Source organism: Cryobacterium sp. M23, from assembly GCF_002929655.1.
GTDB classification, from domain to species: Bacteria; Actinomycetota; Actinomycetes; order Actinomycetales; family Microbacteriaceae; genus Cryobacterium; species Cryobacterium sandaracinum.
This window is the reverse complement of sequence record NZ_PJJV01000036.1, coordinates 1-11,905: the sequence shown is the minus strand read 5'-3', so window position 1 is coordinate 11,905 and position 11,905 is coordinate 1. Positions and strand designations below refer to the sequence as shown.

Below are 11,905 nucleotides of genomic sequence, written 5' to 3'. Positions count from 1 at the left end.
GGGGCCGCCGCCGGCGCGGCAGCCGGCGTCGCGGCCGGGGCCCGAGCCGGTGCGGCAGCCGCATCAGCCGCAGCTTCAGCCTCGGCCGGAGCGGGATGGCAGACCGGCGCAGCGGAATCGGCAGCGAGCGGCAGCACATCGGGAACCACATTCGACGGAACAGTTGCCCGCGCCGGAACCGTCGAAGGCGATTCGGGATCCACCGCCGCCTCGACGCCCGACCCGCGTCTCGAGTCCAACCGGGCGCTGCATGAGGCCGACCTGGTGCTGAACGAGTTCCGTCAGCAGCTGCGCGCGGACCTGCGCCAGGCTGCCACACGGTCCGGCGTGCCGACCACGCTCGTGCCGGAACTTCGGGCTCGCCTGGTCGAGGTGCGCGCGGACATCCTCGCCACCCTGCACCGGCAGCGCGGCCACTAGCCCGGAGCGGTGCAACAGCATCCCCCCGAACGGTCGATCGCGTGCAGGGTCATCAGGGCGCCGCAGATCGGGCAGACCGGGCGCGCCCGACACGCCCGCACGGCGGCCGACTCCCCTGGATTTGACAGAGGAATCCAAGGGAGTAGTGTCGTCCCTCGTGACACCAGAGGGAACCCCCCAGGCACCAGAAACACGTTCACCGAAAAGGTGGATCATCGGCGACCCGCTCTCGACCGAAAAGCTCGACGGCCAGTTGCTGCCCAAGCACCTCGCCCTCCCCATCTTCGCGAGCGACCCGCTGTCGAGCGTCGCGTATGCGCCGCAAGAGCTCCTGATGATCCTGACGCTCGGTGGGCTGGCTTTTCTCAGCTTCGCGCCCTGGGTCGCGGCGTGCGTCGTGCTACTGCTCGTCGTGGTCGTCGCGTCGTACCGCCAGCTGATCAAGGCCTACCCGTCCGGCGGCGGCGACTACGAGGTCGCGCACAAGAACCTCGGAGAGAAGGCCGGCCTCGTCGTCGCGTCCGCCCTGCTCGTCGACTACGTGATGACCGTGGTCGTGTCGGTGGCCAGCGGCGTGGACAACATCATCTCCGCACTGCCGGGCCTGGCGCCGTTCCGGGTGGAGTTCGCGGTCTTCTTCGTGATCCTGCTCGCGGCGGTCAACCTGCGCGGCGTGCGCGAGTCGAGCAAGGCTTTCGCCATCCCCACCTACCTGTTCATCGCCAGCGTGCTGCTGATGGTCGTCGTGGGCCTCGCCCGGGTCGCCCTCGGCGATACCCCGATGGCCGAGTCGGCGAACTACGACGTAGAGGCCCAGAGCCTGGCCCAGTCGGCGTTCATCCTGCTGCTGCTGCGCTCCTTCGCGAGTGGGTGCAGCGCGCTCACCGGCGTCGAGGCGATCGCCAACGGGGTGCCCGCGTTCAAGCATCCGAAGGTCAAGAACGCCCAGCGCACGCTGGTGCTCATGGGCGGCATCGCCATCACGCTCTTCATCGGCCTGACCGCGCTCGCCCTGTTCTCGAAGGTGCACTACGCGGAGAATCCCTGCGACCTGATCGGCTGGGAGGAGTGTGCGACTTCCCCGCAGCGCAGCCTGATCGCCCAGATCGCGGCGGCCACCTTCGGCAACAACTCGATCATGTTCTTCGTGCTGCAGGCCGCGACCGCGGCGGTGCTGCTGCTGGCCGCCAACACGGCGTTCAACGGCTTCCCGCTGCTCGGCTCGGTACTCGCCAAAGACTCCTACGCCCCGAAATCGCTCAGCACCCGCGGCGACCGCCTGATCTACTCCAACGGTGTGCTGCTGCTGGCCCTCTTCGCCTGCATCATCCTGGTCATCTATCAGGCCAACCTGACCGTGCTGATCCAGCTCTACATCATCGGCGTCTTCGTCTCCTTCACACTCGGGCAGACGGGCATGGTGCGGCACTGGCTGACCCTGCTGAAGACGAACCCGCCGAACCGGGCATCCATCATCGCCAGCCTCTCGATCAACGGCTTCGGCGCGCTGCTCACCGGCGTGGTGCTGATAGTGGTCACCATCACCAAGTTCACCCACGGCGCCTGGCTCGTCTTCGTTTTGATGCCTGTGCTGTTCACCCTCATGCTCGGCGTCAACCGGTACTACCGCGACGTCGCCAAGGAAATCGAAGTGGATGCCGACACCACCTTCGGCTCGTCGGGCGACCACGCGATCGTGCTGGTCGGCAAGATGCAGAAGCCCGTGCTCAAGGCGTTGGACTACGCGATCGCGGCCCGCCACGAGAGCATCGAGGCCGTACACATCTCCGTCGACGTCGACGAGACCAAGGCGCTCAAGCGCGCCTGGGTGCAGCAGAACATCCAGGTGCCGTTGCGCATCGTACAGTCGCCCTACCGGGATATCAGCTGGCCTCTGATCAGCTACATCAAGGACCGGCGCGAGGACCACGGCTCCGAGGTCGTCACCGTGTACACCCCGATCTACATCGTGGGCCACTGGTGGGAGGGTCTGCTGCACAACCACAAGGCCCGGCGGCTGCGCCAGAAGCTCATGCTCGTGCACGGCGTCACCATTGCCCTGGTGCCGTGGCTGCTCGACTCCTCCGAGCTCATCTACGGCCGGCGCTCCCGGCCCGTGCCCGGCCAGGACCGCCGCGGCGAGCCCGTGCGCCCCCGCCCGATCCCGCGCCGCCCGCTCGCTCCGCCGACCAAGGACATCCCGATCCGACCCACGCCGGTCGTCGGCACGGTTCCGCCGAATTCCCGGCCGTCCTCCGCGCGGCGCCGCAAGAGGAAGTAACGGATGCGCCTTGCTCCCGCCGTCTTTCTCGGCGGCATGGTCGGCACGGGCCTCCGACTCGGCATCGACCAGGCTCTCCCGCACACCGACACCGACTTCCCGGCGAGCACGCTGATCGTCAACACGATCGGCGCGTTCATCCTCGGCTGGCTGGTGGCCGGCCTGTGGACCCGCCCGGGCCTGCCGGCCTGGGTCAAGGCCGCCCTCGGCACGGGGGTGCTCGGGTCGTTCACGACCTACTCCGCCGTCATGGTGTCCCTGGTCGCGCTCGGCGCGGCCGGATTCCCGACTCTCGGCTGGATCTACCTCGCGGCCACTCTGCTGCTGGGGTTCGGGGCCGCTGCCCTCGGCCTGCAGCTGGGGGCGCAGCTTCGGCACCGCGTGTTGCCGGACATTCCGGATTCCGGGAGCACTCTGTGAGCACCTGGTTGGGCCTCGGCGTACTCGTCACCGGTGGCGCGGCGGCGGTCATCCGTTACTTCGTCTCGCGCGCCCTCGCCGTCGGCCCCGGGCGGCTGCCGCTCGGCGTGTTGATCGTGAACGTGGCCGGATCGTTGATCGGCGGCGTGGTGCTCGGTCTCTCCGAGCGTGCCGCGGTGTCCGCCGACGTGCAACTGATCCTGTTGACCGGGGTCTGCGGCGGCCTGACCACGTTCAGCACCTGGAGCGTCGAGACCGTCGAACTGACGCTCACCGGGCGTCGGCGAGCGGGCATTGTCAACCTGATCGGCACTCTCCTGCTCGGGTTCCTGGTCTGTGGTGCGGGCTACCTCCTCTCCCGCTGAGGTACAGTGAAGGAACGCTGATTGTGAACGTGTTCGGCGAACCGCTGCCCAGGATTTGCATCCGCGGCCCGTTCGGCCCGCCATGCTAAACTGACGGCTAGTTTTCACCATATTCGGCAACTCCCGGGAGACGCTTCTCTCACCCGGCCTGGCATCGTTAGGGGGTCTCGCATGGGGCGCGGCCGTCAAAAAGCAAAGCACACCAAGGTTGCCCGCGAGCTGAAGTATTTCAGCCCGGACACCAACTACAACGCGCTTGAGCGCGAGCTCACCGGGCATCCGGCCAACGATCCGCGCCTCGATGAGGACCTCGCGAAGTGGCCGGAGTACGAGGCCGGCAAAGACGCAGACACCGCCGACGCCGACGCCGACGACCAATACGTCGACCACTACGCCACCGAAGACGAGCAGAAGCGCGCCTGACGCTCGGCTCGGCTCGGCTCATCTCGGCTAGCTTTGCTCCCCCGCGGCCCTGTGCCTCAGCGGGTGCGCGCAAATGGCCGCCATCGTTTCACCGATGGCGGCCATTTACGCGCACGGGCCGCCCGGCGGGGCGCCCGGCGGGCGGCCCGGCGGGCGGCCTGCTAGAGCGCGTAGCCGCCGACCAGGCGCACGGCGCCGCCGTTCACGCCCTTGGCACCCTGCTCAAAGCCCGCGAGGTCGTGCCGGGCGGTCGACACACGGCCGGCCACCCAGGCCGGCACTCCCTCGGTGGCGAGGCGCGCGATGACGGATGACGCCGATTCGGCCGCGACGACGGCGAACATGCCGACACCCAGGTTCCAGGTGCCCTCCGCGCTCTCGAGCGAGGAGCCGGCGAGTTCGCTGAGCACCCGGAAGACCGGGGACGGCGACCAGGTAGACCGGTCGACCTCCACCCAGGCGCCGAGCGGGAGCACGCGAGCGAGGTTCGCCGCGATGCCGCCGCCGGTGACGTGGCTGAGCGAGTGCACGACGCCGGCGAGCTCCGGGTCGGAGATCACGCCGAGCAGCGGCCCGGTGTAGAGCCGCGTCGGCTCGAGCAGGACCTCGCCGACCACGCCGCCGAAATCGGCGGACGTGTCGGTGTAGCCGATGCCGCGGTTGGCGAGGACGTGCCGCACGAGCGAGTAGCCGTTGGAGTGCAGGCCGGAAGAGGCCAGCGCCACGACGACGTCGCCGTGGCGGACCTTCTCCGCGCCGAGCACCTGGTCGGCTTCCACCACGCCGGTGGCGGCGCCGGCCACGTCGTAGTCGTCCACGCCGAGGAGGCCGGGGTGTTCGGCGGTCTCGCCGCCGACGAGTGCGGTGCCGGTGGCGGCGCAGGCGCGGGCGATGCCCGCGACGATGTCCGCGATCCGCTCGGGGACGACCTTGCCGCAAGCGATGTAGTCGGTCATGAAGAGCGGGCGGGCCCCGACGACGATGATGTCGTCGACGACCATGCCCACAAGGTCCTGGCCGATCGTGTCGTGCTTGTCGATGGCCTGGGCGATCGCGACCTTGGTGCCGACGCCATCCGTTGACGTGGCCAGCAGCGGGCGCGTGTAGCCGGTGAGGAAGGAGACGTCGTAGAGGCCGGCAAAACCGCCGAACCCGCCGAGCACCTCGGGACCGTGCGTGTTCGACACGGCCTCCTTCATCAGGGAGACGGCGAGGTCGCCGGCCGTGGTGTCCACTCCGGCCGCCGCATAGGATGCGTTGCTCATTCTTGTCTTCCTGGGTCGCCGATCGGGGGCTTACCCTTTTTGACCAGGGATTCTTCGCGCAGTGCTTCCTGGCGCAGTGAGGTGGGGGCGAGCAGAGGCTCGAATTCCGAGTCGGGGCCCGGGTCGCATCCGTTCGAGGCGGCGGCCGGACGTTCCAACAGGTTCTTGCCCAGGTGTGCTGAGTCGGGCAGCGGGATCGGATAGACCCCGGTGAAGCAGGCCGTGCATAGGCGTTCGGGCGGCTGCTCGGTGGCGGCGATCATGCCCTCCGGTGAGAGGTACCCGAGCGAGTCGGCGCCGATGGCCTGGCGCACCTCGTCGACGCCGAGGCCGGTCGCGATCAGTTCCGCGCGGGAGGCGAAGTCGATGCCGTAGAAGCAGGGCCAGGTGATCGGCGGGCTCGAGATGCGCACGTGCACCTCGGCCGCACCGGCCTCCCGCAGCATGCTGACCAGGGCACGCTGGGTGTTGCCGCGCACGATCGAGTCGTCGACGACGATCAGCCGTTTGCCCTTGATCACGGCCTTGAGCGGGTTGAGCTTGAGCTTGATTCCCCGCTGGCGGATGGTCTCCGACGGCTGGATGAAGGTGCGCCCCACGTAGGAGTTCTTCACCAGACCCTGGCCGAACGGAATTCCGGATGCCTGCGCGTACCCGATCGCGGCCGGCGTGCCGGACTCGGGGGTCGGGATGACGAGGTCGGCCTCGACGGGGTACTCCTGGGCGAGGCGACGGCCCATCTCGACCCGCGCCTCGTGCACGCCGCGGCCGGCGATGGTGGTGTCGGGCCGGGCCAGGTAGACGTACTCGAACACGCAGCCGGCGGGCTTCGCTTCGGCGAAGCGCTGCGTGCGCAGGCCGTCCTCGTCGATGGTGATGAGCTCGCCCGGCTCGACCTCGCGCACGAAGCTGGCGCCCACGATGTCGAGGGCGGCGGTTTCGGATGCGACCACCCAGCCACGCTCGAGGCGGCCGAGCACCAGCGGGCGCACCCCCTGCGGGTCGCGGGCGGCGTAGAGGGTGGTCTCGTCCATGAAGACGAGGCAGAAAGCGCCGCGCAGACGCGGCAGAACCTCGAGCGCCGTGGCTTCGAGGGTGTGGTCGAGATCGCCGGTGAAGAGGGCGGTGATCACTGCGGTGTCGGTGGTGTTGCCGCGGGCGAGCTCGCCCTCCACCTTCAAGTAGCGTTCGTGCACGAGCTGCAGGAGCTCGGCCGTGTTGGTGAGGTTGCCGTTGTGGCCGAGGGCGACCGTGCCGCCCGAGGTGCGGCCCAGGGTGGGCTGGGCATTCTGCCAGCTGGACGACCCGGTGGTCGAGTAGCGGGTGTGCCCGACGGCGATGTGGCCGATCAGTGTGCTCAGCGCGGCCTCGTTGAAGACCTGGGAGACCAGGCCCATGTCCTTGTAGATCAGGATCTTCGAGCCGTCACTCGTGGCGATCCCGGCCGATTCCTGGCCCCGGTGCTGCAGGGCATAGAGGCCGAAATAGCTGAGCTTAGCCACCTCTTCACCGGGAGCCCAGACGCCGAAAACGCCGCAGGCATCTTGCGGCCCCTTCTCTCCGGGGAGTAGATCATGGCCTAAAAGTCCGTCGCCGCCAGCCAAATCGGTGCCTCTTCTACTATCAGTGCTCGGGGAAATGTGTGCTGAGAGTTGTGGGGTGACCGGGAGCTTCTCCGCTTCGGTCCGGTGAGCCGTGTTGTTGGGAAGGGCGGGTTGAGCTAGTCCCGATCAGAATTCGACGAGTCGGATACGGCATCCGGAGACTCGGAATCGCTCGGACCGACAGCTGCCATTCTATCGACGACGACCGTCTTCCCGCGGCGGGAGATGACACGGTCGATGATGATGGCGACGACGGCACCCACGGCGACGCCCAGCGTGAGGAACGCGAGCAACAGGAATCCGAAGACCTGGGTAGCCCCGAACTCGGCGTTCTCGGGAAACACGACCGTGAGAACCAGGGCCGCGATCGCACCGATCAGGGCGCCGAGGAGCATGAAGTTGAAGAAGCGGGGCGAGCGCCGCACGGTAACGGTGGACTTGTCGACGATCGATTCGCCGGCACTCTCACCGGCGCCGGAATCGGACTGCTGCTCGGGCTGTTGGTCTGAGATCACGCGTTCATTCTCGCACGCCAGATCGGTCCTGCGGCTGTGTGTTGGCTCTGCCCGGCGGATGCCAGCCTGTCCGGATGAATGGGATTGCGGTACGCGGGAGCGCGAACATGGACCTCGTCGTGCGGCAGCCGCGGCGGCCCGTCAGGGTGGCGCGGTGGACTTCCGCGAACACGGAGGTTCAGCGTTCGGCGATCACCGCGGCGGCCGGTGGACGATCCACTAGGCCGAGCCGACCGCCCCGGTCACGCCTGTCACAATGACCGCACCTCTCAGGATCCCTTGACCTGTGCGAGCAGTCCAGCGAGTTCGGTCAGTGCGTCATCGGTCAGCGTGTCGAACCATGGTGCGGAGCGTTCTATCGCGAGAGTTTCGAACGCCTCGACCTGGGAACGCGCGAATCCGGTGAGCCTGAGGAGCCGCACCCGTCCGTCCTGGTCGGATGCGAACTGCTCGACCAGGTCATGCTCGCGCAATTGGTCGACGAGTTGGGTGATGGCCCCCGGTGTGACGTGCAACAGTGCGGCAAGCCGGCCCGGAGAGACAGAGTCCTGCGCGTGAGCGAGGACGAAGAGGACATCCAGCTGGGTGCGTGTGAGGACCGTGCCGCCGAACGGAGTCGATCGCGGGCTCGCGATCGACCGCGACAGACGAACGACCGCCGCCAGGACCTCCCCCATCTGCCTGGACCGGTGCGAGGTGAGCAGGTGCGCCGATTGTGTCATGCGCTGATAAACGGCATCTGCCCGATGAAGGTGCGATCCTCCACCTGGGTGAGGATGAAGTCCGCGAGATCATCTCGACTGATCTGGGTGCTCGCATTAACGCCCACCCATCCCACCCGGTAGGTTCCAGCACCCGGCTTCTCGGTCAACCGCGGACCACGAACGACCGTCCACTCCAACCCGGACGCCTCGAGCACCCGAAGGTGCTGCTCCGCGTCGGCGAGAACATGCCCGGACAGTGTCTTCAGCAAGAACCTGATGACGCGGTCTGCGGGCCCGGGCCGGTCCAGTGGAGCGGATAGCCCACCGCCCGACAGGGTGACGATCCGCTTTACTTCGTGCCGCCCCATGGCGTCCACGATGAGCTGGTTGCCCTCGGCCTGCAGCGTCGGCGGCGACCCCTTGACCTGCCCGAACAGGCTGAGCACGGCGTCTGACCCCGCCACCGCCTGATCCACGGCATCCGCGTCCAACACGTCACCGCGAATAACCGTCAGAGCCGGCGACGTGGTGACGAGCTTGGCCGGATCACGCACCAGAGCCTGCACCTCGCATCCCGCGGCAAGAGCGCGCGTCAGCGCGCGATGACCTGTCTTACCGGTCGCACCGAACAAAGCAATCACTGTCATAAGAATTAGTTTAGTCGCTAAATGTTGTGATCGGATGATGCTGCCACCGAACCAAAACGACGGGGAAAACTCACGAGGGAGGAAAGGGGGAGTCGCGTCCGAGACGGAGGTGGGAGGCGTCAGAGAAGCGGCAGGTGCCCGACCAGGTCGGCGCGCTGGCCGGAGGCGGCGATGCGACCGGATGCGATGCCATCAGCCCACGAGAGCGTTCCGGTGGCGAGGGCGAGCCAGGTGGGGGCATCCGTCTCAATGACGTTCGGCGGTGTGCCGCGGGTGTGGCGCGGACCGGCGATGCACTGCACGGCCCCGAACGGCGGCACGCGAACCTCGAGTGTGTTGCCGGTTGCCTTCTCGGCGAGCAGCTGCAGCGTGTACCGAACCGCCAGGGCACGGATGTCCCGGCTCGCCTCACCCTGCTGCGCCGCGTATTCGCGCACCGCCGCGCGCCCCACGCCGTCGTCAATCCTCGCTCGTGCCACGCCACCAGTCTGCCTCCTGTCTGCGGTCCGTGCCGGCCGCCCTTTCCTTGCGCCGCCAGCCCACCTCGCGAGCATGCTGCGCCGCTGCGCGCCTGGCACACCATGCGCGTATCGGCGCAGCATGGGCGCAGCGCACTTGCGCCAGTACCCGCTGTCCGCCGCCCGCGCGGGGCTACGCGGCATCCGCTAATCTGACGGGGTGAAGATTCTGGTCCTCGGTTCCGGTGCCCGCGAGCACGCCATCATCACCGCGCTGCTCCGCGAGGAGCCGCGCCACGACATCGTGGCGGCGCCAGGCAATGCCGGCATCGCCCGGGATGTGCCGGTGATTCCGCTCGACCCGGCCGACCCCGAGCAGGTCACGAACTACGCGAACCTCAACGGCATCGAGCTCGTCGTGGTGGGGCCGGAGGCGCCGCTCGTCGCCGGGGTCGCCGATGCGCTGCGCACCCGGGGCATCCCGGTATTCGGTCCGGACCGGGCCGCAGCCGCCCTCGAAGGCAGCAAAACCTTCGCCAAACGCATCATGGATGCCGCGGGCGTGCCCACCGGACGCGCCGAACGCGCCGGGTCGCTCGCCGAAGCCACGTCCGCACTCGACGAGTTCGGGGCGCCCTACGTGGTGAAGGCCGACGGCCTCGCCGCCGGCAAGGGCGTGCTCGTCACCGTGGACCGTACGGCCGCGATCAACCATGCCATCTACTGGCTTCAGCACGGCAGCGTGCTGATCGAAGAATTCCTGGACGGGCAGGAGGTCTCCCTCTTCCTGCTCAGCGACGGCAACAGCGTGCTGCCGCTCTCCCCCGCCCAGGACTACAAACGCCTCGGTGACGGTGACCTCGGCCCGAACACCGGCGGCATGGGCGCCTATTCGCCGCTGCCCTGGCTCGACGCCGAATTCGGCAGTGAACAGGCTTTCGTAGACGAGGTCATCGAAACGATCGCGTTGCCCACGGTGCGCAAGCTCGCCGCCGAGGACACCCCCTTCATCGGTCTGCTCTACTGCGGCCTCATTCTCACGACCGAGGGCATCCGGGTGATCGAATTCAACGCCCGGTTCGGCGACCCGGAGACCCAGGTGGTTCTGCCGCGCCTGGTCACGCCGCTGTCGGGTCTGCTGCTCGCGGCCTCCACCGGCGGCCTCGGCGGCCTGACCCGCCCGGTATTCTCGGCTGACGCCTGCGTCACGGTCGTGCTCGCGAGCGAGAACTATCCGGATGCGCCGGTCACCGGACGCGCTCTCACCGGCCTGGCCGCGGCATCCGCTGTGCCCGGCGTCAGTATTGCGCATGCGGCGACGGCCGTCGTCGACGACACCCTCGTGTCCACCGGCGGACGCGTGCTCAGCGTCGTCGCGGTCGGCGACGGCTTTACGGATGCCCGCGCCCGCGCCTACGAGGCGCTCACCCTGATCACGCTTGAGGGTTGCCAGTTCCGCACCGACATCGCCGCCCGCGTCGCCCGCTGAGCCCGGTAAACCCGCCGAGCCCGCCGAGCCCGCCGAACCCTCGTCTCACTGGCCCGGCTGAGCTGTCGCCGCCCGCCGTTTCCGTGGCCAACTCAGGAGATCCATTCGGCGAGCGCTGAGAACACCCGAGAACACCAGGCCGAATGACACCGGCAGCGCAAATCTCCTGAGTTAGCCCCTCCCCCTGGGATCCTCGGCGCGGAAGCGCGGCACGCCGCGGGCGGCACGAGCCCGGCACGAGCGCGGCAGCCCCCACGCCGGCCCCGCGTTGGCGCGGGCACCGGCCGGTGCGCAAGAATATAGCCGTGACCGCACTAGACCAGCCCGCCGCATCCGCTCTGCCCGACCTGCCGGGATGGCGTCACGCCTACTCGGGCAAGGTGCGCGACCTCTATGTTCCGGATGCCGCGGCCGACCTCGCGACCGCCGCACGCGTGCTCGTGGTCGCCAGCGACCGCGTCAGCGCGTTCGACCACGTTCTCGAGCCCGGCATTCCGGGCAAGGGCGAACTGCTCACCACTCTCAGCCTCTGGTGGTTCGACCAGCTCGTGGGCTTCCCCAACCACCTCGTGCCGGACCACACCGTCAACGGGGCTGTGACCAGCCTGCTCCCGTCCGCCGTTGCCGGGCGCGCCATGCTCTGCAAGACCCTCGACATGTTCCCGATCGAGTGCGTCGTGCGCGGGTACCTGACCGGATCGGGCTGGGAGGAATACCAGTCCACCCAGACGGTGTGCGGCATCCAACTGCCTGCCGGCTTGAAGAACGGCGACCGCCTGCCCGAACCCATCTTCACCCCGGCGTGGAAGGCCCCGATGGGCGAGCACGATGAGAACATCTCGTTCGCGCGCACGGTGGAGCTGGTCGGGGCATCCGTTGCCGACGAGCTGCGCCGCCTGTCACTGGAGATCTTCGGCCACGCCTCGGCGATCGCCGAGAAAGCCGGGGTCATCCTGGCCGACACGAAATTCGAGTTCGGAGCCGACCGACTCACGGGCGCCATCACGGTCGCCGACGAGGTGCTCACCAGCGACTCGAGCCGCTATTGGGACGCCTCGCTCTGGCAGTCCGGCACGACACCGGAACAACGGATGGCCAGTTTCGACAAGCAGATCGTTCGCGACTGGCTCGCGGCGAACTGGGACCTGACCGGCACACCGCCGGCGCTTCCGGCGGAGATCATCGGGCAGACCGCGGCCCGTTACCTGGAACTGCTGGCGCGGCTGACGCACGCGGCTTCCGCGGCCGGCGAGACGTAGGCGCGGCCGGCGCGGCGTAGGCGCGGCCGGCGCGGCGTAGGCGCGGCCGGCGCGG

General features: G+C 68.5%; 12 protein-coding genes and 1 pseudogene. 7 read left to right on the top strand and 6 right to left on the bottom strand.

The features are described 5' to 3' along the window. The 5 genes and pseudogenes from CXY82_RS17170 to CXY82_RS00860 form a co-directional block, all read left to right on the top strand. A pseudogene (locus tag CXY82_RS17170) lies at window positions 1-420 on the top strand (hypothetical protein); the annotation flags it as partial. A gap of 157 nt (window positions 421-577) precedes the next feature. Further along, complete coding sequence (locus tag CXY82_RS00875) at window positions 578-2,701, top strand: APC family permease (protein ID WP_104169272.1); 2,124 nt, start codon at window positions 578-580, stop codon at window positions 2,699-2,701. Window positions 2,702-2,704: 3 nt separating this feature from the next. After that, complete coding sequence (locus CXY82_RS00870; RefSeq protein WP_104169271.1) at window positions 2,705-3,121, top strand: CrcB family protein; 417 nt, start codon at window positions 2,705-2,707, stop codon at window positions 3,119-3,121. Further along, a complete protein-coding gene (crcB, locus tag CXY82_RS17165) occupies window positions 3,118-3,486 on the top strand; it encodes a fluoride efflux transporter CrcB (RefSeq protein WP_158252099.1) in 369 nt (122 codons plus the stop codon). Before CXY82_RS00870 ends, crcB begins: the two co-directional genes overlap by 4 nt. 171 nt (window positions 3,487-3,657) lie before the next feature. Next, window positions 3,658-3,909 carry a DUF3073 domain-containing protein gene (locus CXY82_RS00860; RefSeq protein ID WP_104169270.1) on the top strand — a complete coding sequence of 84 codons (252 nt, stop codon included), beginning with the start codon at window positions 3,658-3,660 and terminating at the stop codon, window positions 3,907-3,909. 161 nt (window positions 3,910-4,070) lie between these two features. Here the strand turns inward: CXY82_RS00860 and purM are convergent, their stop codons facing one another. From purM to CXY82_RS00830, 6 genes are all read right to left on the bottom strand, one after another. After that, entirely contained in the window at window positions 4,071-5,174 is a 1,104-nt protein-coding gene (gene purM, locus CXY82_RS00855; protein ID WP_104169269.1) for a phosphoribosylformylglycinamidine cyclo-ligase, read from the bottom strand. Continuing rightward, window positions 5,171-6,778 (bottom strand): amidophosphoribosyltransferase, encoded by a 1,608-nt coding sequence (purF, locus tag CXY82_RS00850; protein WP_104169268.1) that lies wholly within the window; start codon window positions 6,776-6,778, stop codon window positions 5,171-5,173. Before purF ends, purM begins: the two co-directional genes overlap by 4 nt. Window positions 6,779-6,894: 116 nt before the next feature. Next, window positions 6,895-7,293, bottom strand: coding sequence for a hypothetical protein (locus tag CXY82_RS17460; RefSeq protein ID WP_199180832.1), 399 nt, complete (start codon window positions 7,291-7,293; stop codon window positions 6,895-6,897). Between the two features lie 269 nt (window positions 7,294-7,562). Further along, window positions 7,563-8,015, bottom strand: coding sequence for a MarR family winged helix-turn-helix transcriptional regulator (locus CXY82_RS00840; RefSeq protein ID WP_104169267.1), 453 nt, complete (start codon window positions 8,013-8,015; stop codon window positions 7,563-7,565). Further along, complete coding sequence (locus CXY82_RS00835) at window positions 8,012-8,629, bottom strand: NAD(P)-dependent oxidoreductase (RefSeq protein WP_199180831.1); 618 nt, start codon at window positions 8,627-8,629, stop codon at window positions 8,012-8,014. Before CXY82_RS00835 ends, CXY82_RS00840 begins: the two co-directional genes overlap by 4 nt. 134 nt (window positions 8,630-8,763) lie before the next feature. After that, window positions 8,764-9,123: a sterol carrier family protein gene (locus CXY82_RS00830; protein WP_104099459.1), complete on the bottom strand. Its 360-nt coding sequence runs from the start codon at window positions 9,121-9,123 to the stop codon at window positions 8,764-8,766. Between the two features lie 199 nt (window positions 9,124-9,322). On the opposite strand from CXY82_RS00830, the gene purD reads away from it, so the two are divergent. Both purD and CXY82_RS00820 read left to right on the top strand, forming a co-directional pair. Beyond that, a complete protein-coding gene (gene purD, locus CXY82_RS00825) occupies window positions 9,323-10,591 on the top strand; it encodes a phosphoribosylamine--glycine ligase (protein WP_104169265.1) in 1,269 nt (422 codons plus the stop codon). 338 nt (window positions 10,592-10,929) lie between these two features. Then, window positions 10,930-11,850 carry a phosphoribosylaminoimidazolesuccinocarboxamide synthase gene (locus CXY82_RS00820; RefSeq protein WP_104169273.1) on the top strand — a complete coding sequence of 307 codons (921 nt, stop codon included), beginning with the start codon at window positions 10,930-10,932 and terminating at the stop codon, window positions 11,848-11,850. Window positions 11,851-11,905: the final 55 nt, after the last annotated feature.

What these genes read in the sequence shown, in the direction of transcription:
- CXY82_RS00860 (WP_104169270.1), top strand. Translation starts at nt 3,658, where the DNA reads ATGGGGCGCGGCCGTCAAAAAGCAAAGCACACCAAGGTTGCCCGCGAG.
- CXY82_RS00840 (WP_104169267.1), bottom strand. Translation starts at nt 8,015, where the DNA reads ATGACACAATCGGCGCACCTGCTCACCTCGCACCGGTCCAGGCAGATG.
- CXY82_RS00870 (WP_104169271.1), top strand. Translation starts at nt 2,705, where the DNA reads ATGCGCCTTGCTCCCGCCGTCTTTCTCGGCGGCATGGTCGGCACGGGC.
- purM (WP_104169269.1), bottom strand. Translation starts at nt 5,174, where the DNA reads ATGAGCAACGCATCCTATGCGGCGGCCGGAGTGGACACCACGGCCGGC.